At 63.4% G+C, this 23,625-nt stretch carries 28 protein-coding genes and 1 pseudogene; 12 read left to right on the top strand and 17 right to left on the bottom strand.

Annotated elements, in window-relative coordinates:
• Positions 1–9: 9 nt before the first annotated feature.
• From groES to MESS2_RS31110, 4 genes are all read left to right on the top strand, one after another.
• Positions 10–306 (top strand): co-chaperone GroES, encoded by a 297-nt coding sequence (gene groES, locus MESS2_RS14445; RefSeq protein WP_006203049.1) that lies wholly within the window; start codon positions 10–12, stop codon positions 304–306.
• Between the two features lie 62 nt (positions 307–368).
• Positions 369–2,024 (top strand): chaperonin GroEL, encoded by a 1,656-nt coding sequence (gene groL, locus MESS2_RS14440; protein ID WP_008875085.1) that lies wholly within the window; start codon positions 369–371, stop codon positions 2,022–2,024.
• A 176-nt stretch (positions 2,025–2,200) separates the two neighbouring features.
• Positions 2,201–2,281 carry a type II toxin-antitoxin system HicA family toxin gene (locus tag MESS2_RS34140; protein ID WP_083918523.1) on the top strand — a complete coding sequence of 27 codons (81 nt, stop codon included), beginning with the start codon at positions 2,201–2,203 and terminating at the stop codon, positions 2,279–2,281.
• 20 nt (positions 2,282–2,301) lie between these two features.
• On the top strand, positions 2,302–2,466 hold the full coding sequence (locus tag MESS2_RS31110; protein WP_083918521.1) for a YlcI/YnfO family protein: 165 nt from the start codon (positions 2,302–2,304) through the stop codon (positions 2,464–2,466).
• A gap of 66 nt (positions 2,467–2,532) precedes the next feature.
• Here MESS2_RS31110 and MESS2_RS14435 read toward each other — a convergent pair whose 3' ends face one another.
• The 9 genes from MESS2_RS14435 to MESS2_RS14400 form a co-directional block, all read right to left on the bottom strand.
• Positions 2,533–3,144, bottom strand: coding sequence for a LysE family translocator (locus MESS2_RS14435; protein ID WP_008875082.1), 612 nt, complete (start codon positions 3,142–3,144; stop codon positions 2,533–2,535).
• A gap of 116 nt (positions 3,145–3,260) precedes the next feature.
• On the bottom strand, positions 3,261–3,593 hold the full coding sequence (locus MESS2_RS14430; RefSeq protein ID WP_051069098.1) for a YkgJ family cysteine cluster protein: 333 nt from the start codon (positions 3,591–3,593) through the stop codon (positions 3,261–3,263).
• A 52-nt stretch (positions 3,594–3,645) separates the two neighbouring features.
• Positions 3,646–3,810, bottom strand: coding sequence for a hypothetical protein (locus MESS2_RS32745; RefSeq protein ID WP_008875080.1), 165 nt, complete (start codon positions 3,808–3,810; stop codon positions 3,646–3,648).
• A gap of 1 nt (position 3,811) precedes the next feature.
• Positions 3,812–4,219 (bottom strand): hypothetical protein, encoded by a 408-nt coding sequence (locus tag MESS2_RS14425; protein ID WP_008875079.1) that lies wholly within the window; start codon positions 4,217–4,219, stop codon positions 3,812–3,814.
• Positions 4,219–4,461, bottom strand: coding sequence for a hypothetical protein (locus MESS2_RS14420; RefSeq protein WP_008875078.1), 243 nt, complete (start codon positions 4,459–4,461; stop codon positions 4,219–4,221). Before MESS2_RS14420 ends, MESS2_RS14425 begins: the two co-directional genes overlap by 1 nt.
• 297 nt (positions 4,462–4,758) lie before the next feature.
• Positions 4,759–4,968: a cold-shock protein gene (locus tag MESS2_RS33965; RefSeq protein ID WP_010915421.1), complete on the bottom strand. Its 210-nt coding sequence runs from the start codon at positions 4,966–4,968 to the stop codon at positions 4,759–4,761.
• A gap of 426 nt (positions 4,969–5,394) precedes the next feature.
• Positions 5,395–6,150 carry an SDR family NAD(P)-dependent oxidoreductase gene (locus MESS2_RS14410; RefSeq protein WP_008875076.1) on the bottom strand — a complete coding sequence of 252 codons (756 nt, stop codon included), beginning with the start codon at positions 6,148–6,150 and terminating at the stop codon, positions 5,395–5,397.
• Between the two features lie 68 nt (positions 6,151–6,218).
• Positions 6,219–6,893 carry a glutathione S-transferase family protein gene (locus MESS2_RS14405; RefSeq protein ID WP_008875075.1) on the bottom strand — a complete coding sequence of 225 codons (675 nt, stop codon included), beginning with the start codon at positions 6,891–6,893 and terminating at the stop codon, positions 6,219–6,221.
• Positions 6,894–6,923: 30 nt separating this feature from the next.
• Complete coding sequence (locus tag MESS2_RS14400) at positions 6,924–8,366, bottom strand: patatin-like phospholipase family protein (protein WP_008875074.1); 1,443 nt, start codon at positions 8,364–8,366, stop codon at positions 6,924–6,926.
• Positions 8,367–8,538: 172 nt separating this feature from the next.
• On the opposite strand from MESS2_RS14400, the gene MESS2_RS14395 reads away from it, so the two are divergent.
• Positions 8,539–8,727 (top strand): CsbD family protein, encoded by a 189-nt coding sequence (locus MESS2_RS14395; protein WP_167332441.1) that lies wholly within the window; start codon positions 8,539–8,541, stop codon positions 8,725–8,727.
• Positions 8,728–8,785: 58 nt separating this feature from the next.
• Here the strand turns inward: MESS2_RS14395 and MESS2_RS14390 are convergent, their stop codons facing one another.
• A complete protein-coding gene (locus MESS2_RS14390) occupies positions 8,786–9,913 on the bottom strand; it encodes a metallophosphoesterase (protein ID WP_008875072.1) in 1,128 nt (375 codons plus the stop codon).
• 134 nt (positions 9,914–10,047) lie between these two features.
• On the opposite strand from MESS2_RS14390, the gene MESS2_RS14385 reads away from it, so the two are divergent.
• Positions 10,048–10,641, top strand: coding sequence for a hypothetical protein (locus tag MESS2_RS14385; RefSeq protein WP_008875071.1), 594 nt, complete (start codon positions 10,048–10,050; stop codon positions 10,639–10,641).
• 70 nt (positions 10,642–10,711) lie between these two features.
• On the opposite strand, the gene MESS2_RS14380 is transcribed toward MESS2_RS14385, so the two are convergent.
• Positions 10,712–11,131 (bottom strand): LmrA/YxaF family transcription factor, encoded by a 420-nt coding sequence (locus MESS2_RS14380; RefSeq protein WP_008875069.1) that lies wholly within the window; start codon positions 11,129–11,131, stop codon positions 10,712–10,714.
• A 143-nt stretch (positions 11,132–11,274) separates the two neighbouring features.
• Here MESS2_RS14380 and fumC point away from each other — a divergent pair, with 143 nt between their 5' ends.
• Positions 11,275–12,672: a class II fumarate hydratase gene (gene fumC, locus MESS2_RS14375; protein ID WP_008875068.1), complete on the top strand. Its 1,398-nt coding sequence runs from the start codon at positions 11,275–11,277 to the stop codon at positions 12,670–12,672.
• 180 nt (positions 12,673–12,852) lie between these two features.
• Complete coding sequence (locus tag MESS2_RS14370; RefSeq protein WP_008875067.1) at positions 12,853–13,278, top strand: DoxX family protein; 426 nt, start codon at positions 12,853–12,855, stop codon at positions 13,276–13,278.
• On the opposite strand, the gene MESS2_RS14365 is transcribed toward MESS2_RS14370, so the two are convergent.
• Both MESS2_RS14365 and MESS2_RS34135 read right to left on the bottom strand, forming a co-directional pair.
• Positions 13,272–14,474 carry an FAD-dependent monooxygenase gene (locus MESS2_RS14365; RefSeq protein WP_008875066.1) on the bottom strand — a complete coding sequence of 401 codons (1,203 nt, stop codon included), beginning with the start codon at positions 14,472–14,474 and terminating at the stop codon, positions 13,272–13,274. The two genes, MESS2_RS14370 and MESS2_RS14365, sit on opposite strands and share 7 nt — an antisense overlap.
• Positions 14,371–14,757 (bottom strand): annotated as a pseudogene (locus MESS2_RS34135) (alpha/beta fold hydrolase); the annotation flags it as partial. The pseudogene MESS2_RS34135 and the gene MESS2_RS14365, both read right to left, overlap by 104 nt.
• Before the next feature lie 510 nt (positions 14,758–15,267).
• Here MESS2_RS34135 and MESS2_RS14355 point away from each other — a divergent pair.
• Positions 15,268–16,641, top strand: a complete 1,374-nt coding sequence (locus MESS2_RS14355) for an APC family permease (RefSeq protein ID WP_008875062.1) — start codon at positions 15,268–15,270, stop codon at positions 16,639–16,641.
• 14 nt (positions 16,642–16,655) lie between these two features.
• Here MESS2_RS14355 and MESS2_RS33395 read toward each other — a convergent pair whose 3' ends face one another.
• A complete protein-coding gene (locus tag MESS2_RS33395) occupies positions 16,656–16,991 on the bottom strand; it encodes a MerR family transcriptional regulator (RefSeq protein WP_008875061.1) in 336 nt (111 codons plus the stop codon).
• A gap of 69 nt (positions 16,992–17,060) precedes the next feature.
• Positions 17,061–17,144: a MerR family DNA-binding transcriptional regulator gene (locus tag MESS2_RS33390; protein ID WP_244439997.1), complete on the bottom strand. Its 84-nt coding sequence runs from the start codon at positions 17,142–17,144 to the stop codon at positions 17,061–17,063.
• A gap of 368 nt (positions 17,145–17,512) precedes the next feature.
• Here MESS2_RS33390 and MESS2_RS14345 point away from each other — a divergent pair, with 368 nt between their 5' ends.
• A complete protein-coding gene (locus MESS2_RS14345; protein ID WP_008875059.1) occupies positions 17,513–17,935 on the top strand; it encodes a DoxX family protein in 423 nt (140 codons plus the stop codon).
• A gap of 28 nt (positions 17,936–17,963) precedes the next feature.
• On the opposite strand, the gene ppx is transcribed toward MESS2_RS14345, so the two are convergent.
• Together ppx and MESS2_RS14335 are read right to left on the bottom strand one after the other, a co-directional pair.
• Positions 17,964–19,499: an exopolyphosphatase gene (ppx, locus tag MESS2_RS14340; RefSeq protein ID WP_008875058.1), complete on the bottom strand. Its 1,536-nt coding sequence runs from the start codon at positions 19,497–19,499 to the stop codon at positions 17,964–17,966.
• Entirely contained in the window at positions 19,499–21,700 is a 2,202-nt protein-coding gene (locus MESS2_RS14335) for an RNA degradosome polyphosphate kinase (protein ID WP_008875057.1), read from the bottom strand. The genes ppx and MESS2_RS14335 overlap by 1 nt, the downstream gene beginning before the upstream one ends.
• 134 nt (positions 21,701–21,834) lie before the next feature.
• On the opposite strand from MESS2_RS14335, the gene MESS2_RS14330 reads away from it, so the two are divergent.
• Positions 21,835–22,080, top strand: a complete 246-nt coding sequence (locus tag MESS2_RS14330; protein WP_008875056.1) for a zinc-finger domain-containing protein — start codon at positions 21,835–21,837, stop codon at positions 22,078–22,080.
• Positions 22,081–22,111: 31 nt separating this feature from the next.
• Positions 22,112–23,395 (top strand): FAD-dependent monooxygenase, encoded by a 1,284-nt coding sequence (locus MESS2_RS14325; protein WP_008875055.1) that lies wholly within the window; start codon positions 22,112–22,114, stop codon positions 23,393–23,395.
• The last annotated feature ends 230 nt before the right edge of the window (positions 23,396–23,625 follow it).

The following is a 23,625-nucleotide window of genomic DNA, read 5'->3' as shown; positions in this document are numbered from 1 at the left end:
GAAGAAAAAATGGCAAAGTCGAAGTTCCGCCCGCTTCATGACCGCGTGGTCGTACGCCGGGTCGAATCCGAATCCAAGACCGCCGGCGGGATCATCATCCCGGATACGGCGAAGGAAAAGCCGCAGGAAGGCGAGATCATCGCTGTCGGCTCCGGCGCCCGCGACGAAGCCGGCAAGCTCGTCCCCCTGGACGTCAAGGCCGGCGACCGCATCCTGTTCGGCAAGTGGTCGGGCACCGAAGTCAAGCTCAATGGCGAAGACCTTCTGATCATGAAGGAATCCGACATCATGGGCATCATCGGCTGAATATCGGCCTCACCTTCATTTAAATCTTCGGGCTCGATCCGAGCCTCTGCCAGGAGTTAAACATGGCTGCCAAAGACGTAAAATTCTCCCGCGACGCCCGCGAGCGCATGCTGCGCGGCGTCAACATCCTCGCCGACGCGGTGAAGGTCACGCTCGGCCCCAAGGGCCGCAATGTCGTCATCGACAAGTCGTTCGGCGCTCCGCGCATCACCAAGGACGGCGTCACCGTCGCCAAGGAAATCGAGCTTGAGGACAAGTTCGAGAACATGGGCGCGCAGATGGTCCGCGAAGTCGCTTCGAAGACCAACGACATCGCCGGCGACGGCACCACGACCGCGACCGTTCTGGCGCAGTCGATCGTCCAGGAAGGTCACAAGGCGGTAGCCGCCGGCATGAACCCGATGGACCTGAAGCGCGGCATCGACCTCGCCGTCAGCGACGTCGTCTCGACGCTGATCAAGAACGCCAAGAAGATCAAGACCTCGGAAGAGGTTGCCCAGGTCGGCACCATCGCCGGCAATGGCGATGCCTCGGTCGGCTCGATGATCGCGGAAGCGATGCAGAAGGTCGGCAATGAGGGCGTCATCACGGTCGAGGAAGCCAAGACCGCCGAGACCGAACTCGAAGTCGTCGAAGGCATGCAGTTCGACCGCGGCTATCTCTCGCCCTACTTCGTCACCAACGCCGACAAGATGGTTGCCGATCTTGAGGACGCCTACATCCTGCTCCACGAGAAGAAGCTCTCCAACCTGCAGGCCATGCTGCCGATCCTTGAGGCTGTCGTGCAGACCTCGAAGCCGCTGGTCATCATCTCGGAAGACGTCGAAGGCGAGGCTCTGGCCACGCTGGTCGTCAACAAGCTGCGTGGCGGCCTGAAGATCGCCGCCGTCAAGGCGCCGGGCTTCGGCGATCGCCGCAAGGCCATGCTGGAAGACATCGCCATCCTCACCGGTGGCCAGGTCATCTCGGAAGACCTCGGCATCAAGCTCGAGAATGTCGGCCTCAACATGCTCGGCCGCGCCAAGAAGGTGTCGATCTCCAAGGAGAACACCACCATCGTCGACGGCGCCGGTAAGAAGGCCGAGATCCAGGGCCGCGTCGCCCAGATCAAGCAGCAGATCGAGGAGACCACCTCGGACTACGACAAGGAGAAGCTGCAGGAACGTCTCGCCAAGCTGGCGGGCGGCGTTGCGGTGATCCGCGTCGGCGGTGCGACCGAGATCGAAGTCAAGGAAAAGAAGGACCGCGTCGATGACGCCCTCAACGCGACCCGCGCGGCCGTCGAAGAAGGCATCGTTCCCGGCGGCGGCGTCGCCCTGCTGCGCGCTTCGCTGAACATCAAGGCCACCGGCGCCAACTCCGACCAGACCGCCGGCATCAACATCGTGCGCCGCGCGCTGCAGGCTCCCGCCCGCCAGATCGCGGCCAACGCCGGTGCGGAAGCATCGATCGTTGCCGGCAAGATCCTTGAGAACAAAGGCGCGACCTACGGCTTCAATGCTCAGACCGGCGAATATGGCGACATGATCGCCATGGGTATCGTCGACCCGGTCAAGGTCGTGCGTACGGCCCTCCAGGACGCGGCCTCGGTCGCCGGCCTGCTGGTCACCACCGAAGCCATGATCGCCGAGGCTCCGAAGAAGGAGTCGGCTGGCGGCGGCATGCCTGGCGGCATGGGCGGCGGCGGCATGGGCGGCATGGGCGGCATGGATTTCTAAGGAATCCATAAGCACGCCCATGAACCAACATTGCTCAAGCCCGCAAGCGGGCTTGAGTGGCGGCATGGATTTCTAATCCAGCCCCTACCAACCTTCAGAATAGAAAGGGCGGCCGAGAGGTCGCCCTTTTCTCTGTCACGATGTTTAGTTTGATCGTATAATCGGGCAGAGTTACAATTCCGCATCCGCGCAAGAACATACCGACAGGCACCGTCCGCGCCTTGTTGAAGCAGGCGGGCCTTCTGAACCAGAAGTGAGACATTTGCGCGAGGGCGCGATGAGAACCGTCGTTCCACTGGTCCGAGACCGCGGCTCGACCACACGCATCAACGTGTCTTTCGATCCAGGTTTGCTCGAAGCTATCGATGCTGCAGCTCGCGAACGTGGGCAGACCCGATCGGCTTTCCTTGCGTCGGCGGCACGCAGAGAAATCGTCGATTAACTACAGGCCGCAACAACAGAAGCGCCGCTGCCTTCAGATGGCAGATCCGCGCGGCGCCGGCTGGCGCTACCTCTCAGTCAGCGCCAGCTTCGCGCCAAGCATGACGAAGGCGCCGGCGAAGGTGCGGCGCATCCAGGTCATCACCATCGGCCGCGACACGACATGGCTGCGGATCGAGGCGGCGAAGATGCCGTAGCCGACAAAGACGACGAAAGTCAAAAGCATGAAGACGCTCGAGAGTTCCAGCATCTTCGACAGCGCATTTGGCTCAGTGGTGCTGACGAATTGCGGCAGGAAGGCGAAGAAGAAGATCGACAGTTTCGGATTGAGGATGTTGATCAGGATTCCGGAGGTGATCACCTTGCCGGCCGAGCGCGGCGCGAGATCCTGCTCGACGCTCAAGCTGCCCTTCTCCTTCAGCGTGTTCCACGCCATGTAGAGCAGATAGGCGACGCCCAGATATTTCAGCGTCTCGAAGGCGACCGCGCTGGTGTGCAGCAGCGCCGCCAGTCCGGTGATGGCCGCCGCCATATGCGGGATGATGCCCAGCGTGCAGCCGAAGGCGGCGATGATGCTGGCCCGGGCACCGCGCGAAAGACCGGCGCTCAGCGTGTAGAGAACGCCGGTGCCGGGCGAAGCCACGACAATCAGCGACGTCAACAGAAATTCGATGCTCACGGATGCTTCTCCACGGCCCTGCCTGGCACGCAAGGTATCGGGCCGGAGGCGGTCGCACAAGCAGCGGCGATTAGCAGTTCCTCGCCCCCGCAAAAGCGGGGGAGAGGAAACGACCGCTATGTCGGCAATCCATGGGCGCGGCGCGCCATCAGGCAGTCGTCGCCGGCGGGCATGCAGGCGCGGCAGACGTCGGGGCGCAATTCGTAGATACCGCAAGCCGTGTGCTTGCCGACCTTGCCGGAAAGCGCGGAACAGCGGACACCATCGCAGCGCATGCCGGACTGATCGGCGGCGACATGGTCCGGAGGGATCCTATCGAGCTGTTCGTCATTCTCGGTCGAGAAGCGCGGCCAGTCGGCCGAATAGGAACAGCAGGCGCCGCAGCTCTGGCAGTCGAAGAGCGGCGGCTGAGCGCCCTCCTCCGGCGACAAAACGTTCCCGGCCGCCAAAGCGACCAGCCCGGGCGCAACGGGATTGCGATCGGCCTGGCGCGGCAAAGCGCTATTTCTTCTTGCCGGTCTTGCGTGGCCGCACTTCGGCCGGCGACTCGAACAGATCGGTCGCAGCCTCGGCTTCGCCCGCTTTCGGCGCGGCGGCCGGCTTGGCCGGCTTTGCAGTGGCAGCCGGTGCTGCCGTCTGGTCCTTGGCGGAAAACTTGATGGCCATATCAATCCTCGTCGGAAAAACGCGATGACGGCGCGCGCGGGTTGCGCAGGCGGCCGATCAGCGCCGAGACCGCCGTGATGTTCATTTCCTCCGGCGACCAGTTCCTGGCCTCCGCGATATGATGCGGCGCCAGCTCGCGGTGCGTGCTGCCGCTATAGGCGGCATCCTGATAGGTCTCACGCTCACGGGTCTTGGCATTTTCCCGCGCATATTCGATCAGATAGTTCGGGGCTTCGGCGCGACCGCGCACGCCGACCCGCACCTGGGCATCGCCGTGGGCGCGCTTGCAGCGCTCGAGCTTTTCCAGCACGCGCCGGACATATTCGACCGGCTTGTCCAGGACCTCGACCATATCGGCGATGGTCGCGTCGGCGGCGATCGGCGTTTGCGGCACGCGCTTGGTGGCCATCAACGTCTGCCCGCGCGTTTCGGCCCAACGCCTTTCGGCACCCCGGCAAGGGCCGCGGCGGCAGCCATGTCTTCGGCTTCCCTCTCCAGGCGCAGTTCGCGCAGCCGGGCCGTTTTGGCTTCGCGGGCCTGGCTGACGGCATCCTGCTCGGAAATGATGCGGTTGAGCGACATGGACTGGGTGCGGGTCCTGCTGAAAATGGATTCGGCCTGGTCGCGGGATTTGTTCGAGGTGGCGGTCAAAGTCTTTCTCCTGTCCGGAGCGTGATGCCGAGGAATGCCAGAGCGGTCTTTCGACCAAGACCAGGCACAAAGCAATACGGCTTCGGGTTCAATTGCCGAAACGTCTTAGCACATCCAGGCGGACGGGCGGCGCTCTTTTCGATCTGTGTCTGAAACGAAAAAGGCCAGGCGTTGCCTGACCCCTCCTCCGCCAATCACCGGTGCCAGTACATCCGTGGTCACCGGCGAGGCTGAATTCCGTCTTGTTAATGCATGTCGTTATCGCAAAACCGCAGCGCACTTTTGCGCGACATGCATTTAGGCCGCCTTCAGCTGGTCGGCCGACATCTTGCCCGACTTGTTGTCGCGGACCATCTCGTAACCGAGCTTCTGGCCTTCGACGATGTCGCGCATGCCGGCGCGCTCGACGGCCGAGATGTGGACGAAAACGTCTGCCGAGCCATCGTCAGGCTGAATAAAACCAAAACCTTTGGTGGCGTTGAACCATTTTACTGTGCCGGTGGACATGAAGAACCCTTTCCCTGGCAATATTCGTTCGCCGTCGCGCGAATGCACAACAGCGTTTGTCTCGATTTTTGATGGGAGAAGTTCGTCAAAGGCGCGCTTGACGCGCGGATAACAAAAGTCGGTCAAACAAATATCGACAAATCTTTCATAGACTTCTTTTGAAGCGATGTCAATTTTTTCATGACTGTCCCGGTAGGAACCTACCGCGGGAGCCTGAGTGTGGATCGAACGAAAAAAGCGTCGGCTTACAAAAAAATGCACGATGCTGGGAACCATTCTGGCTCCTGTGCATTTTGGCATTGTCAGCACTCCAGAAAGCAATTTCGGAAGGCTGACAAAAAGGACGCCTCCCGTGCAATAAAACGCGCGAGGGGCGTTCTTGTTTTTGGGCCGGGCAAATCGTTATAGCGCAAGCCGGCCCCTCCCTCAGCGTTCCTGGTCGGTCGGCCTGATGACGATCTCGTTGACGTTGACGCGCGGATGCTGGCTTACCGCATAGAGGATGGCGGCCGCGATGTCCTCGGCGGTCAAAGCCTCCATGGTGGCGAGCCGCTTGCCCAGATCGGCCTTGAACGCCGCATTGGTGATGTGGTCGCCAAGCTCGGTGCGCACCAGGCCGGGCTCGATGACGGTGACGCGGACCTTGTCGGCATAGACTTCGCGGCGCAGCGATTCGGAAAAGCCGACGACGCCGAACTTGGTCGCGGCATAGCCGCTTGCGCCGGGGTTGGCGACGCGGCCGGCGACCGACGAGACATTGACGATATGGCCCTTGGCGGCCTTGAGGTGCGGCAGTGCCGCCTTGGTGACGCCCATCAGCGCCAGCAGATTGAGCTCGACCATGCGGCGCCAGTCGTCGAGGGCCGCTTCCGCCGCCGGCGACAAGAGCATGACACCGGCATTGTTGACGAGGATGTCGAGGCGGCCCCAATCGGAGACGACCTTGTCGACCATGGCGGTGACATCGCCGGCGCTGGTGACGTCGGCCTCGATGCGAAGGGCGGTGCCACCGGCCTTGTCGATGCGTGCGGCCAGCGCTTCGAGGCGATCGGCGCGGCGGGCGGCAACCGCCACCTTTGCGCCGGCGGCGGCGAGTGCCGAGGCTGTCGCCTCGCCGATGCCCGACGATGCGCCGGTGACGAGGGCAACCTTGCCGGCAAGTTGGGAAGAAACAGATGTCATAAGGAATCTCCAGGTGCCCGGCCCGGTCCATCAGATAGGTCGCGCACGGTATTCTTGGAGTCCCGTCATCAGTCCTGTTCGTGCGGCCCCGGTTCCGGCCAGGTCTCCTTGGCGGCCTCCGCATACCAGTGCCGCATCGCCGGCGTTGAGAGCACGGCGTCGACATAGGCCCTGGTATCGGGCGCCAGTTCGCCGCCATAGGTGTCGAAGCGGGTGACGACAGGTGCATACATGGCATCGGCCGCGGTGAAATGACCGAACAGGAACGGCCCGCCCTTGCCGTATTGCGCCCGGCATTGCCGCCACAGGTTTTCAATGCGCGCCCGCTGCGCCTCGCCTTCGGCGTCGAGCGGCTTATGGGCCTTCGGCCGCCGCAGATTCATCGGCCAGCCATAGCGGACCTCGCGAAAGCCGGAATGCATCTCGGTCGCCGCCGAGCGCGCCAATGCGCGGGCCTCGATATCGGTCGGCCAAAGCTTCTTCTCGGGATAAAGGTCGGCAAGATATTCAAGGATGGCGAGGGTCTCCCAAATGATCTTACCGCCGCCATTCGACTGCTTGTGATTCAAGACGGGCACCAGCCCGGTCGGCGACACTTTGGCCAGGTTGGCGGCAGTTTCTGGCGTGCGCAGGCGCACGAACCCCTCCTCGAACGGGATTTCCAGATGCTTCATTGCCACCCATGGCCTGAGCGACCAGGACGAGAAGCATTTGTTGCCGATAAAGAGCGTGAATTCAGCCAAGATGGTCTCTCCGTGATGGGCGCGGTGGGCTCAATTTTCCTGTGCCGCAGCTATTTGCGCTCCCGGTGCGACACCGGCGCGGGCGCGGATGGCGGCGATCGCCCTGGCGATATCCGCATTGACGAGCAGCGCCTTGCGACCAGCCTCAATGGTGAGGTCGACCTGCTCGACCGGCAGCCTCAGCCTGGTTGGAACGGCATTCAGCTTGACCTGCATTGCCTGATCCATATCGGCGAAGGACAGATGCTGGACCACGAGCCGGACGTCGCGGCAGTTCCAGCCGGCAGCCGAACCGCGATAGGCAGACACGGTCGAGGCAGGCAGGCCGCAGCGATAGCGGACGAGTTCACCCTGCCATTGCGAGACAGCCAGCGTCAGCGCGTCGAATTCGTCGCGCACCGAGGCGGCGAGCGTTGTGCTGGTCGTGACGTCGAGCAGTTCGCTGGCCTTTGGCCCGTGCAGCGACCTTGCCCAGCTCCGGTCGCTGCCGCTGCCGGCATCGGCGACGATGAAGATCAACGTCGTCAGCCGAACGGCGGCCGATGGCGAAAGCGGGCCGTACGGCGTGCCGGCGGCGGCGCGTTCGAGCGCGAAGCCGGTGACGCCGATATTGTCGGTCAGGCCACCATCCAGCAGCTTCACATAGTCGCGCGGGCCGGCATTCTGGTAGGCATCGAGCGCCGCGGCGTAAGCCTTCAACCTCAGCGGAGCGTTGTGGTCGGCGAGCGCCCGGCTCAGCCATTGCGGCCGCTGATAACCGCAATCCGGGCTGGTCGCGGCAACGACGATCGGCGCGAAGACGATCGGCACGGCGGCCGAGGCCGCCACCGCATCGGCAAGCCGCACCTTGTCGAGGTCGCTGCACAGAGCCGCGAAGGTGTCGTAGGTGAACAGGAACGGCGTGCGGTTGTAGATGTCGGAGGCATTGATCCAGACGATGGGGCCGCCAGGCCTGCGGAAGGCGTCGAATGTCGCGCCATCGAAGAGATAGTCGTTCAGCCATTTGGCGAAGCCGCTGCGATCATTGACGCCGCCATAATAGGCGCGCATGAGATTGACCGGCGAAATCCCCTCCCTGAGGTCGGCTTCCGCGTTCTGGATCAGGAACCGCTCGCGAAAGTCGCGATAACCGTCCTTGCCCTTGTAGCCGAAATAGGCAGCGGCCACCGCGCCACCGGACGCACCGGAGATCATCCTGACATCATCGATCAGGGTGCGCCTGCGCGGCCGCTCGTCGATGACGATGTCGTCCAGCGCCCGCAGCACGCCGTAGGAGAAAGCCGCGGCCCTTGTACCACCGCCGGAGAAGGCGAGGCCGACCACGGTCGAGCCGTCGTCTCCCGGATCGGGAATGTAGGTCGGCGACGGCTGGCCGGCTTGGGGGGTGAAGGCATTGATCGGCCCGACATCGTCGGCGACGCAGCCGGCCAGAAGCACGGAGGCCACAACGGCACAGACAAGGCGAAAACGCATCGAACTCCCCCGGCCTGTCCTCACACGCAAGCCGGGCAGAACCTAGCCGCATTGCCGCGCCCGGCGCAACCAGTCGCTCAAGAGATTACAGGGAACGGAATTCAGATTCCGAGGCTGGAACCGAAGCCGGACCGGTCCGTTCTGTCTCCTGCGGACGAAACAATCCCAGGAGATGCGGACAATGGTGAACAAGGATCAGGTTGCGGGCGTGGCCAAGCAGGTCAAAGGCTCGGTCAAGCAGGCCGCCGGCAAGGTTACCGGTAACCGGCAGACCGAGGCCGAGGGCGCAGCCGACAAGATCGCCGGCAAGGTCCAAAAGACGTATGGCGACGTGAAGGACAAGGTGAAGAAGGCGTTTTGATCGGGCATGGCGCTACCATAGCGACGAGGAAGGCGGCTGAGGCTGCCCTTTTTTTTTTCTAGAACTCCTTGGAGAAAGCGTCGGTGAAAGCGACTTCGCCGTGGTCTCCGGTTGCCTCGCCCAGCACCACATCCATGCTGTCGCTGGTCACCCTCGCCAGCGCGAAGCCGCCCATATAGGCGGCTTTCGGCTTGAACAGATCGACCCCGTCGCTGCGGTAGATCATCGGCACCTCATGCTGGTGGCCGTGAAAGATGGCGATGACATTGTAGCCCTTCAGCGTTGCCAGCAGCGCCTGCCGGTCCGCCTCGCTCCACCAGTGCGGCGCGCCGGCGCCGTCATCGTCAAAGGTCGTTTTGGCCGGATCCCACCGCTCGATGGAGAACGTGTCCCAGCCATAGTGCTGGAACAGGATTACCGGACGGCCGTCGCCGGCATAGGTCGCCAGATCCTGCCTCAGCCATGGCAGGCTGGAGACCGCGCCGTGGCCGGTGTCACCGGCGAAGCGGTGAGTCTGGATGAGATGCAGGCCACCCCAGTCCCAGGAATAGCAATCGGTATCGACATCGTAGTCGGTCGCCGGCACCGGCGGCTTGAAGAACACGCCCGGGCGGTGGTTGATCTCGACATAGTCGCGTAATTCGCGCCGGTACCAGTCGACATGAGGTGGCGGACCGTTCTGGTCGAGATCATGGTTGCCGAGCCCGACATAGACCGGCATGTGCACGCGATCGGGGCCGACGCCTTGCTGATAGCGCTGGCTGAACTGGAGAAGCTGCGTGCCCTCGCTTGGCTCCGTGATCTGGCCGCCGCCATCGTCGGTCATGTCGCCGCCGACGACGAGACCGAGCGGCGTGGCGATGCGGCTGCCGGCCGAGCGCAAGCGGGTGGCGACGCCGCCGATTTCGGCAGGCCATTGCTTGTCGCCAATGCCGTTCAAAGCGGTGACGCTGCGCAGCAAGGCAGCGTCGGTCTTGCCTTCCTGCTGGCAATTCGGGCTCAAGCCGCTGGCCATGCGGCAGGCATGGACATCGGCGATGAACAGAAAGGTGGCGTCGATGGGCTGAATGCGCTGCCCGGTCTGGCCGAACGCGGGACGCGCAAAGGCGCCCGCTACCGCAAGGCCTGCCGCTTGCACCAGGAAGCGGCGCCGAGAGACCGATTTCAGCGAACGGCAATTCTTCATGCACCGAAATTCGCATGACCAGAGCCCGGCCGTCCAGTGTCGCACAGAGTTCCATCGGCCATCGACAGCGTGGCATGAGTCTGGCATTTCTTTGCGACCAACGCCCAAGTTGTGAAGGAAAAGAAGAGGCCCTCATGAGAGTTGCCGCCACCAGCATTACACTTGTCATCCTGGCCACGGCGGGCGCCGCGCATGGCGCCGAATGCATCGATGCCAAGGCCGCCAAGGCCGGTTTTGTCCTTTCGAAGCCCGGCATTAGCAGCGAATTTCGACCCGCGGCGGGCGGAATGGTGCATGTCGCCAACACATACGAATCCGCCTCGCCGCAGACGCAGTTCCTGTTCGGCGGTCTGATCGAGGTGTTTCGCGACAGCAATACGGGCCAGCTTGCGATGATCCCGTTTTCCGATCTCAGAAAGCTGTTTCCGCTCAAGGCAGGGGCGAAAAGCAAGACGATTTTCGTCCGCCTGGCGCCAAACAAGCAACCGAAAGGCACAGAGACGCTGGAGCTCGCCGTCAAAGGCAAGGAAACCTTCAGCCTGGGGACCTGCAAATACAATGTGCTGGCCGTCAAGGAGACGATCAAGAGCCAGGCCGGCGAAACGCTGGATGAATTCACCGCCCTCTACGCGCCCGATTTGCAGGCGGTTCTTGCCAAACGCTATGACGAGGGCACGAGCGCCGAAAGCGTGGTCGGCTACGAGGTGATCAAGCCGTTGGCGGAGTAGAATCCCCTCAGCGGCGCAGGATGAAAATTGTTCCGTAGCGATCCTTCCCACCCCCTCTGGCCTGCCGGCGTCAAGGAGTTCTGGGTCGCAGCAACACCCGGCGACGTCGCTTCGCTCCGCCCCTAGCGGCTGGGGAAGCTCCCAGTTCCAGCGCGTTCAGGCAATCGCGCAGCACGCCGGCGTCCTGCGCCGTCTTGGCCATCGACATGGCGCCGGAATAGGTGGCCACCGCGAGTGCCGCGAAGCGCTGCGCATCGGTGCCTTGCTCCCTGCCCGCCTGCTGGTCGGCCCTCACCTTGTCGGCGATCGCTTTACGCCATGCGGCAAAGATGCCGGCAAGGGCGGTGCGAAAATCCGTATCGGCGAGCGACAATTCATGCGCCAGGTTGTTGAACTGGCAGCCGCGCACGAAGCCCTGCCGTTCCAGCTCGGTCGCCACGGCCTCGAACACCGTGCGCACGCCCTCGCGGGCCGAGCCCGCCGCCCGCATCGGCGCGATCCAGGTCTCCCCCCTCGAGGGGGGAGATTGCCGGCACCTTCAACCGATTTGCATCATTCCCGCCTGCAATCTCTGCTTGAAGGCTTTTGTGCAACGCGATACGCCGTTGCCGAATTCGACAGACGGAGAGGCAAGTGAGCGCGCCAAAGACCAGAACCGAAACCGACACATTCGGTCCCATCGAAGTCGCCGCCGACCGCTACTGGGGCGCGCAGGCGCAGCGTTCGCTTGGCAATTTCAAGATCGGCTGGGAGAAGCAGCCGGTCTCGATCGTCCGCGCCCTGGGCATCGTCAAGCGCGCGGCGGCAGAAGCCAATATGGAGTTGAAGCGGCTCGATCCGGCGATCGGCAAGGTGATCATCGAAGCCTCGCAGGAGGTCATCGACGGCAAGCTCAACGAGCATTTTCCGCTGGTCGTCTGGCAGACCGGTTCAGGCACGCAATCCAACATGAACGCCAATGAGGTGATCTCCAACCGGGCGATCGAACTCTTGGGCGGCGTCATGGGCTCGAAAAAGCCGGTGCATCCCAACGACCATGTCAATATGAGCCAGTCGTCGAACGACACCTATCCGACGGCCATGCATATCGCCTGCGCCGAGCGCATCGTGCACGACCTCTTGCCGGCGCTGAAGCATCTGCACAAGGCGCTTGAAACCAAGACCAAGGCCTTCGCCCACATCATCAAGATCGGCCGCACCCACACGCAGGATGCCACTCCCCTCACCCTCGGCCAGGAATTCTCGGGCTATGCAGCGCAGGTCGCCTCGTCGATCAAACGCATCGAGATGACGCTGCCCGGCCTGCAGGAACTGGCGCAGGGCGGCACAGCCGTCGGCACCGGCCTCAATGCTCCGGTCGGCTTCGCCGAGAGAGTGGCGGATCGCATTGCCGCCATTACCGGCATTGCCTTCGTCACGGCGCCGAACAAGTTCGAGGCGCTGGCGGCGCATGATTCCATGGTGTTCTCGCATGGCGCCATCAACGCCTGCGCCGGCGCCCTGTTCAAGATCGCCAACGATATCCGCCTGCTCGGCTCCGGCCCACGCTCCGGCCTCGGCGAATTGTCGCTGCCGGAAAACGAGCCCGGCTCCTCGATCATGCCGGGGAAGGTCAACCCGACCCAGTGCGAGGCGTTGACGCAGGTCTGCATCCAGGTGTTCGGCAACAATGCCGCAGTGACCTTCGCCGGCAGCCAGGGCCATTTCGAGCTTAACGTCTACAACCCGCTGATGGCCTACAACTTCCTGCAATCGGTGCAATTGCTGGCCGACGCCTCGATCTCCTTCACCGACAATTGCGTCGTCGGCATCGAGGCGCGTGAGGATAACATCAAGGCGGCGCTCGACCGCTCGCTGATGCTGGTGACGGCACTGGCACCGACCATCGGCTACGACAACGCCGCCAAGATCGCCAAGACCGCGCACAAGAACGGGACCACGCTGCGCGAGGAGGCTTTGGCCACCGGGCTGGTCAGCGAAGCCGATTACGACCGGCTGGTGCGGCCTGAGGACATGACTCATCCTGGCTAAGAAGGGGCTGGCTAAGAAGGGGGCTGGCTAAGAAGGGGGCTGGCTAAGAAGGGGCTAATCACAAGTGGGCCAATCACGATAGCTTTACCGCGGTGAACGATCTGTCACCGCTTATGCATCTTTGGTGAACAGTCGCCCTCCTCTATCTGAACGGGCATCAAACCCATTCGGAGAGTCGCCATGTCCACCAACACTTCCGTCGCCGGCACCGGCACCGCTTCAAGCGCTTCGACCACGATCCTGCTCGGCCGCGTCCTGCTGTCCGTCATTTTCCTGCTTTCCGGCTTCGGCAAGCTTACCGCGATTGCCGGCACCGCCGGCTATTTCGGCAGCCTCGGCCTGCCGCTGCCGACCGTAACGGCCATTGTCGTCGGCCTGATCGAGCTGCTCGGCGGCCTTGCCATCCTTGTCGGCTTCCAGACGCGCATCACTGCCTGGGTGCTCGCGATCTTCACCGTCGCCACAGCCCTGGTTGCCCATACCGGCTGGGCCGACCAGATGCAGATGATCAACTTCATGAAGAACCTGGCGATTGCCGGCGGCTTCCTCGTACTGGCTTCCTCGGGCGCTGGCGCGTATTCGATCGACGCCAAACGCGGTCAGTAATCACCTATCAGGCTCGATGGCTTTCTGCTCAGCAGACCTTTCCAAGACGAGGCGGTGGCCGTGAGCAACGACACGGCGAGCGGCGCGATCCGGTTTCGCAGCCATATGCCGAGCCGCGTCTTGGGGATCATCAGGGGGGCGGTACCGCCGATCTGCTTCTGCGCCGCCTCGACGAGCGGCTTCAGCGCGGCCTCATAGGCCGCGAATGCGCGCGCATGGTCGCCCTGGGCTCGCTTCAGTTCGCCGGCAAGTATGTAGGCAGACGTCAATGCGAGTTGCGTGCCCTGTCCGGTGAGGAAGGACGGCGCGAACGCCGCATCCCCCAGGAGCGCCACCCGTCCCTTCGACCAGGACGGCATCCTGATCTGGCTGACTGAATCGAAATAGAGTTCGGAAACGCCCATCGCCTTCGCGACCAGCTCCGGCGCCTCCCAGCCCATGCCCCGCATGCCATGGGCCAGGATCTCCTTGTGGCGAGCGGGCTCATGGGGACCGCAGTCGAGCTTTTCCTTCTGCGTGAACAGGAAGAAGGCCAACGCCTCGTGTCTGTCAGTGGGCCGATAGAGATAGACCCCTCTTCCCGGCTCCGAATAGACCAACGCGGTGTGAAGCGACGGTTCGGAGGTCTCGACGGCGGCGACGGCGACATAGTAGCCGAGATATTTTTCGAAGGACACGTCCTCGCCGAATGCGAGATTGCGCACATTGGAGCGCTGGCCGTCGGCGCCGATGACGAGGTCGAAGCGGCGCTCGGTCCCGCTTTCGAAGGTGACATCGACGCTGTCGCCATCATCGGACAGCGCCTTGATCGAATCGCCGAAGAGATACTCCACCTTCTGACGGGTCTGGTCATAGAGAAGCCGCGAGAGATCGGTCCGCATCACCTCGACCCAGAACTCATCCATCTCCAGCGCTTGCCGGAGCGCGCCGACTTTAAGCACGGCGACCGTGCGGCCATCGCCGTCCACGCAGACGAACTTCTTGAAGTTGGTGCTCAGCGCCTGGACTTGCGGCCAGAGCGTCATCTTCTTCACGACATCCGCGCCGGGGCCGCGGACGTCGATGGCGAAGCCTCCTGTCCGCAGTTGCGGCGCTATTTCGACGATTGTGGGCGTGAAGCCGTGCTTGCCCAGCCAATAGGCAACGGCCGGTCCCGCGATGCCCGCGCCGGAAACGAGGATTCTTCCGTTCTTCATCGCCGCTCCTCAATCGCGCGCAAGTCGCCACATTCCCCACCAGACGACAGCAGTCGAGGGCGAATTGTTGCGCAATCGCGCCTCCCTGCGAGTAGCCGAGGATTGCGATCGACTCGACGCCCAAATGATCGAGCAGTCGAGCAAGATCGCTCGCGAATTGGGGGGCCGTGTAGGGCGGCGGCAGGTTTCGGCTCCGTCCGTGACCCCGCAAGTCAGGAATGATGACGCGATGTCGGTTCGCGAAGTGTTCGATGACCGGCTCATACATTACGCCGGAGACCATCACGCCATGGGATGAGCAGGAGCGAAGACCCCGAACCGCGCTCGGTGAGGTGGAGGAGGTTATGCGCGAGGGTGTTATCGTGTCTCGTACTCGTCGATGTGCTCATCGCCGTGTCTCCAGTTGTCGCTGCGATCCTTCAGCGGAACCACCGTCATTCGCGCAAAACGCGCCACCCGAGCCAGCGCAGGCACGAGGACACTCGCCATGCCCGGGAAGTAACCGTACGACTCATTCATTGGTTCCGCTCTGAACGCGGAATGACAGGGCGAAACTTGCGGCCTTGGAGTGCTCCAGCGGCTCCTCGGGACGCTCAATCGTCACCTGGCGGAGCTGGCGGCGGGCGAGCAAAATGCTTCAATTGCTACACAACTCTTTGCCTGAGGCGCCCGGAGCATCAAGTCCGAAGCGACGTTTACCCGACACGCATCTTCATTGAACTTCTAGCGATTTTGGAACTTACAGATGCCGCAAAGGGTTACCCAAGTCGATGGCCGTACATTGGGCGGAGAAATGGCAGAAGACCAGGAGTATCGCGGCGGACTTTCCAAATCGCTTGGGCTTGCGCGGCTGTCGCTCTACGGCGTCGGCACCATCATCGGCGCCGGCATCTACTCCGTCATCGGACCGGCAGCGGCCACTGCGGGTGACGGCATTTGGCTGAGCTTCCTCGTCGCCGCAATCATCTCGGCTTTCTCGGGCCTATCCTATGCCGAGATCGCCTCGGCATTGCCCGGAGCCGGTGCAGAACACAATTTTCTCCGCAAGACCTTTCCGTTCTTCCCCGCCCTTGCATTCACCGTCGGGCTGTTCATCGCCGTCCACGGCGCCGCGACGCTCGCTACCGTGGCGCTTACGTTTGGCAATTATGCGCAGGGTTTTATCCCTCTGGCTCCCGTGCTCGCCGCGCTTGCCCTGATGGCAGTCGCCACCGCGATCAATATCGCCGGCATTGGCAAGGCCTCCTTCGTCAGCGCCGGGCTGACGGCCATCCAGGTGGCCTGCCTGATCGGTTTCGCGCTGTTCGCTATCCCCTCCGGCGACCGCGGCCTGCCCAACCTGTTGGCCTGGCCGGACAATCCCGGCGGCGTCCTGCAGGGCGCGGCGATCCTCTTCTTCATCTATTCGGGCTACGAGCACATGGCTTCGCTCTCCGAAGAAGCGAAGCGACCGGATCGCGACCTGTGGCGCGCCTTCATGATCGCGCTGGGCGGCACCACGGCGGTGTATCTCGCTGTGATCCTCGGCGTCCTCAGCCTTATGAGCGCCGCCGATCTCGCCGGTTCGCAATCCCCACTTGCGGACGCGGCGGGGAAACTGGGCGGAACCTTCGCGACGGTCATCATCGGCGCCGCGCTCATCGCCACGGCCAACGCGGTGCTGAGCAGTTCGCTGTCGGGGAGCCGGCTGCTGTTCGGCATGGCGCGCGACGGCGACTTGCCGAAGCTTCTGGCGAGGACGCTGGGCTCGAGCCGCAGCCCGTGGGTCGGAGCGCTTGCCTATCTGGCAGTGGCCTGCGGATTTGCCGCTGTCGGCAAGATCGAGTTCGTCGCCAGCCTGTCCTCGCTCGGTGTCACGCTGGTCTTCGCCGCGATCAACCTGGCCGTGATCGTGCTACGCTTCTCGCAGCCCGACCTGAAGCGGCCATTCCGCCTCCCATCGATTGCGAACGTACCGCCGACGGCGGTGCTGGGAGTCGTTGCGTCGCTCTTGCTCGCGGCGCAGTACGACTGGACCGTTTATGCGACCTTCGCCGGCGTTTTCCTGCTCGGCGCAGTGCCCTATGTGCTCATTCATCGGCACGAGGGTCGCACGAAGCCTCGGGGCGCCATGGGAGCGTCACCCGGCAACCGAACCCCCCGCGACCGGGGCGGCGCGGCATCATGAAGAACAGAAGACTCTCACGGATCGCCGCCCAGGCGCTGGGCGCGCGAGATGGCCAAGTCGGCATGAGGGCTTGGTCCCTTTAGGACGGTCGGGCGATCCCGACTACCCAGGATTCCTTCAGCCGGAGCCGCAGGATGTCGGGTCAGACATATCGCGGAAGACAACGCAATCGCGTCCGGCACCGCCGCGCAAACAGCATCGCACTGCGTGACGAACCGTTCCAGGCTGCCTTCGAGCGCTTTCAATTCATCGAGCTTGCTGCACACTTCGGCGAGGTGCGCGCTCGATATATCGCGAACCTGGGTGCAGTCCTCGTCGCGGCTGATCGACAGTCCGACGAGCTTGCGCACCTGCTCGATGGAAAATCCGAAATCGCGCGACCTGCGAATGAAGGTCAGAGGCTCGAGGTCGCGGTCGGTTTACGTGCGCTGGCCGCCCATTGTGCGTCCCGCCGGCAGTAATAGGCCAATCTCCTCATAGTAGCGGACGGTCGGCGTGGTCACGCCCGCCACTTTGGCGAGATGCCCCGTGGTCAACACGCGAACGTGAACGTTGATCCCGTAGCGCTTCGCCAGCGCCCTCAGGCTCTCTTGACTATGCTATATCGCTCGACGGACCGCCTCTGTCGTCGTGGCGCTCCCATGAAGAACCTGGCCCATAGCTCATCCCTTGATTCGGAGGACAAGGATGCCCCATCAAAGCCTGGTATCAAACAGCTAGACTAAGCTGCTAAAGACGACCGGGGATTGTCCATGGCAAAGGGGCGCGGAATTTTCCGTGCCCCTTTTTCGTTGTCTGTGCATGCGCCCCAGCGATGTCTGCTAGACTGGATACCGAGCAGGCCAACCGGCCGCCGACAACGGAGGTGACCATGCCCCGTAATGTGCTGCTTCTCGTTTCCCGGCTGTTGCTCGCCGCGCTGTTCGTCCCTTCCGGCTTCGACGCGCTTGCCGACATCGCCGGCACCTCAGGCTATTTTGCCGGGCTCGGCCTGCCGCTGCCGACGCTCGTTGCCTGGGCAACGGGGTTGTTCGAGCTGATTGCCGGGCTCGCCATCCTCGTCGGATTCAAGACGCCGATCGTGGCGCTGCTGCTCGCCGCCTTTTGCGTTGCCGCCGGCTTCATTGGCCATTACGGCCAAGGCGGCGGCGATCCGACGCTCACCTTCATGCATTCACAGATGCTGATGAAGGACATCGCCATCGCTGGCGGCTTTCTCGCGCTGGCGATGGCGGGCGCCGGCGCCTGGTCGGTCGACGGTCGAGCGTTTGGAGTCGGCGCCGACGTCACGTGACTGAAACGACCTATTTGACCGAAACGACCTATTTGACGGAAACACTGGGCCCGCCCTCGACCGCCAGCACCAGCCGGCGATTGGTGACTCTCGCCAGTTGCGCCAGCCGGCCGGCCGGCCGCTCGCCGTAAAGATCGGCCAGCGGTGCCGGCAGCACCAGCGCCAACGCCCCATTGGGGCGGCTTTCCCATTTCAGCCGCGGCATGATGCCAGGCATCGCCGCGGTCAGCAGGTAGACGACGCGCATGGTGGCGGCCAGCATGCGGGCGCGCTCGATGTAGCGTGGGCTCGCCAACGCCTTGATTTCCGGCGCAATGGATTCGTTGAAGATGCCGTCGTGCCGATAAGCATTGGTCAGCGCCAGGAAGGCGCGGCCGGGATGGTCGACGCCGATGAAGGAGGCGTGGGCGATGATGTTAAGTGACTGCCTGCCGCGATATTCGGGATGCGCGCGCCAGCCAATATCGGCAAGCAGGCAAGCCGCCTGCCGGTAGCGCGTCTCGTTCTCGGTCTCGTCCAGGCCGAAGGCGGCAAAGGTCTTGCCCGTCCATTCGACCAGCTCATGCGCATGGGTAACCGAGCGCGAGCGCAGCCGGGCGAGTTCCTCCGAGGCGGAAATCAGCGGATCGGCCCTTTGCTCGGCCTCTTCGAGCAGCGAATAGAGAAAACCTTCGCGCACGCCCAGCGCCGAGACGATGATCCTGGAAGGCTGCATCGCCGCCATGATCTCCTGCAGCACGATGGCGCCATAAGGCAGCAGCGAGCGGCGGTTCTTCGAGACGCCCTCAATGCCCTTCACCTTCTCGATCTCGCCCTTGGCCACCTGCTTGAGGAAATTGGCGGCGCTGTCGATGCCGATCTCGTAGTGATGCATGACGGCCAGCGGATAGTTGGTCATTTCCATGTGCAGCCGGGCGAGGTTTCGCCAGGTGCCGCCGACCGCGTAGAACGGCCGGCCTTGCCCGCCCTTCAGCAATTTCGCCTTCGCGAGTTCGTCGCGCGTGATCTTCGCTGCCTGCGCCAGCGAATTCTTGGCCATGTCCTGCAGGCGCAGGCCGCCCAGCGGCAGCGTGATGCCGTCGCCGATCGCCTCGCCTTCGACATCGACCAGTTCGAGACTGCCGCCGCCGAGGTCGCCGGCAATTCCGTCGGCCGGATGGAAGCCGGAAATGACGCCAAGCGCCGAATAATAGGCCTCCTGGCGCCCGCTCAGCACCTGGACCTCGGTCTTGAGCACGTCTTCGGCGCGGTGGATGAAGTCGGGACCGTTGACCGCCTCGCGGGCGGCGGCGGTCGCCAGCACATACATGCGCTCGGCGCCGGCCTGTTCGGAGAGCGCGCGGAACCGCCGAAACTCCTCCATCGAGCGCGTCACGCCCTCGGGATCGAGCTTCCCGGTCGAAACGATGCCGCGGCCAAGGCCGGCAAGCATCTTTTCATTGAACAAAGTGGTCGGCGAGCGCGCCAGCCCCTCATAGATGACAAGACGGATCGAGTTCGAGCCGATGTCGATGATGGACAGCGGTCGGCGGTCTTGCAGCCGGCCCTGGGACGTTGAAATCATCAGCTGGACGCTGCGCCGTTTTTCTTGCGGCGCTTGAACTGCGCGATGCGCTTGGGCGCATGCGATTTCAGCGCATCGCCCCGCCCGGAAAGGCTCGGATTGGTCATGAAATATTCCTGCGCGTTGAACGGTTCCTCGCCCTCCTCCAGCACCGCGCGCCGGGAGGTTCCGTCAGCCAATACGTCGAAACTTTGCTGGTTGTCCATGATGTTGCCCAGCATGATCTGACCAAGAACCTGTTCATGCACAGTTGGATTGGTGATCGGCACCATGGTCTCGACGCGACGGTCGAGATTGCGCGGCATCAGGTCGGCCGACGAGATGTAGACGATCGCCCCGTCCGACGGCAGGCCATGGCCGTTGCCGAAGCAATAGATGCGGCTGTGCTCGAGGAAACGGCCGACGATCGACTTGACCCTTATGTTCTCCGACAGGCCCGGCACCTGCGGCCTCAGGCAGCAGATGCCGCGCACGACGAGGTCGATCTCGACGCCGGCACGGCTGGCATCATAAAGCGCGTCGATGATGATCGGATCGACGAGCGAATTCATCTTCATCCAGATGCGCGCCGGCCGGCCTTCCAGCGCATGGGCAATCTCGTCGGAAATGTGCTTGAGGATGCGGTTGCGCAGCGTGAAGGGCGAGATCGCCAGACGCATCTCCTCGGTAGGCTCGGCATAGCCGGTGATGAAATTGAACAGCTGGGCGACATCGCGGGCGATCGTCGCATCGGTGGTGAAGAAGGACAGGTCGGTGTAGATGCGCGCCGTGACCGGATGGTAGTTGCCGGTGCCGAGATGCACGTAGTTGCGCAGCTTGCCGTCCTCGCGCCGCACCACCAGCGACATCTTGGCGTGGGTCTTCAGTTCGAGGAAGCCGAACACGACCTGGACGCCGGCGCGCTCGAGGTCGCGCGCCCAGCGGATGTTGGCTTCCTCGTCGAAGCGGGCCTTGAGCTCGACCAGCGCCGTCACCGACTTGCCGGCCTCGGCCGCGTCGACCAGAGCGCGCACGATCGGGCTGTCGTTGGAGGTGCGGTAGAGCGTCTGCTTGATCGCCACCACTTCCGGGTCGGCCATCGCCTGGCGCAGGAACTGCACGACCACGTCGAAGGATTCATACGGGTGGTGAACGACGATGTCCTTTTCGCGGATGGCGGCGAAACAGTCGCCGCCATGCTCGCGGATGCGCTCGGGGAAGCGCGGATTGTAGGGCCTGAACTTGAGATCTTCGCGGGGAACGGCAACGATCTCGGAAATCTGGCTGAGCGCCAGCGGACCGGTGAGTACGCTGATGCGGCTCGACGACACGCCGAGTTCGACGGCGACGAAGTCGCGCAGTTCCGCCGGCATCAGCATGTCGAACTCGATGCGGATGACCGAGCCGCGGCGGCGGCGCTTCAGCGCCGTCTCGAACAGGCGCACGAGATCCTCGGACTCCTCCTCGACCTCGATATCGCTGTCGCGGATGATGCGGAACGTGCCGGAGCCCTTGACCTCGTAGCCGGGGAACAGCTTGCCGATATAGAGGCCGACCGCCTCTTCGAGCGGGATGAAGCGGACAAGATTCTTGCGATCCGGCAGACGGATAAAGCGCTTGAGCGCCACCGGCAGGCGCAAGAGCGCGCTCATTTGCTCGCCGTTCTTGCGATGGCGCAATTGCAGCGCCATCGAGAAGCCGAGATTGGGAATGAACGGGAATGGATGCGCCGGATCGATCGATAGCGGGGTCAGCACCGGAAAGACCTGCTCCTGGAAATGGTCCTCCAGCCAGGTTTTTTCGTCCTTGGTCAGGCCATCGCGGGTGATGCTCTCGATGCCTTCCTTGTTGAGCAGTAGCATCAGTGCCGAGAGGCTCTTCTGCTGGTCCTCCTGCAGGCGCTCGACCTCGCGCAGCAATTGTTCGAGCTGTTGCTCGGGCGTGCGGCCGTCCGGGCTCTTCAGCGCGATGCCTTCACGCACCTGGCCGGCGAGGCCGGCGACGCGGACCATGAAGAACTCGTCGAGATTGGCCGCCGATATCGACAGGAAGCGGACACGCTCCAGCAGCGGATGATTGATGTTCAGCGATTCCTCGAGAACGCGCCGGTTGAACTGCAGCCAGGAAAACTCGCGATTGACGAAGCGGTCCGGGTTGCCGCCTTCGGAGCTTGCCGTCTCGACGTTGATGAATTCGCTCTGGACCGGCTTCAGTTCGTTCATTGTTCCTGCTCTTTCCACCCGCTTGCCGGCGCAATCTATCCTCTGACAGGCTTTTGCGACAGTTTCATTTCATCGATCTTGCAAAGAGACGGGTTATGATCCAGATGCAATTGCACGATATGAAGGAGACGACGATGGCAGGCGGTTCCATTCCCCACTTCCAGAACGATGCGGGCTATCCGACGATCGACATCGGCGTCAAGGAATTCATGTGCACCGGCGCCAATCCGCCTTTCGACCATCCGCATGTGTTCCTCGACATGGGTGACGACAACGAGAAAGTCTGTCCCTATTGCTCGACGCTCTACCGCTATTCACCGAAGCTGAAGGCGACGGAAACGCAGCCCGCTGGATGCCTGTATATCGACCAGGCCGCCTGAAGCGCCTGCCACGCCCCCCTCTGCTACACCCATGGACGACACGCGGTCCCGGCAGGTGCTCATCGCCGGGGCTGGCATAGCCGGACTGACCGCGGCACTGGCATTTTCCGAGCGCGGCTATCTGGTGCGGCTGTTCGAACAGGCTGAGCATCTCGAGGCGGCCGGCGCCGGCATCCAGCTTTCGCCCAATGCGACGCGCATCCTTCGCCAGCTCGGTGTGCTCGAGCGGCTGTTGCCAGCGGCGGTGCGGCCGGAGGCGGTCGTGCTCAGCGATGCCGCCACCTTGCGCGAGCTGGCGCGGATGCCGCTTGGCGAAGCGGCCGAAAGGCGCTGGCAAGCGCCCTATCTCGTCGCCCACCGCGCCGATCTGCAAGGCGCGCTGATGGCGCGCCTTGCGGATCGGCCTGATATCAGCCTCGTCACCGGCGCGCGCGTCGGCGGCGTCGTCCCGGGGCCGCACCATGTCACGGCGATGGCCGAGATTGCCGGCAACACCGTTGAAGCCGGTGGTTTTCTGCTGATCGGTGCAGATGGCGTCTGGTCGAAGATCCGCGACCTAGGCGCTTCGGCCAGAAATGGATGGGCCAGGAATGAATCGGCGAGGAATGGGACTTCTGCCCCAAACGCCTCAAGCCGGTTTTCGGGCGAGCTTGCCTGGCGCACCACGGTTCGAGCCGACAGTGCTGCCGGAGAAGCCTTCGCCGCGGTGGCCGCCGCCGATTGCGTGACGACATTCCTGCATCCCGGCTTCCATATGGTCGCCTATCCCGTCAGCCATGGCAGCGCGTTCAACCTGGTCGCTTTCACCGCGGGCGAGACCATGGCCGAGGGCTGGTCCGGCCGCGCCGACCCGGAGATTCTCGCCGGCGCCATGCGCGGCACGGCGGCAGCGCTGGTCCGGCTTGCCGAGGATGCCGGCCCATGGACGGCGTGGCCGATCCATACCGTCGACCAGCGACAACCCTGGACGACATCAGCCGGCATCGCACTGATCGGCGACGCGGCACATGCCATGACGCCGTTTGCGGCGCAGGGCGCGGCAATGGCGATAGAGGATGCCGCGACCCTTGCCGGTCTTGTGGCCGCCTCGCCCGCCGATCCAGCAACGGCGCTTGTGGCCTGGGAAAAGATGCGCCGGCCGCGCGTCGCGAAGGTCGCCCGCCGCGGCGCGTTCAACCGTCTCGCCTGGCACGCTTCGGGCCCGGTGGCCGTCGCCCGCAACCTGTTTCTGAGATTGCGCTCGCCGGAAAAGCTCGCAGCGGATTTGGACTGGCTTTATGGGTGGCGGGCTAGCGAGGCGGTCGATCAAGGATAAAATTCTCGACCGCCTGGCGGGACAGCGCCCCCCTCTGGCCTGCCGGCCATCTCCCCCTCAAGGGCAGAGATTACTCACTCGACCGCTTTCGCCAATCTCAAACGTCGCAGGCGCGAGCGAAGTGCCGAAGCTGCCAATCTCCCCTCTTGAGGGGGAGATGTCCGGCAAGACAGAGGGGGGCGCGAAGGAATGAGACCTGAGCATTCGACAGCAATACCCGCGCCTAGTGG

It is taken from the genome of Mesorhizobium metallidurans STM 2683 (genome assembly GCF_000350085.1).
GTDB classification, from domain to species: Bacteria; Pseudomonadota; Alphaproteobacteria; order Rhizobiales; family Rhizobiaceae; genus Mesorhizobium; species Mesorhizobium metallidurans.
This window is presented reverse-complemented; position numbering and strand designations above follow the sequence as displayed.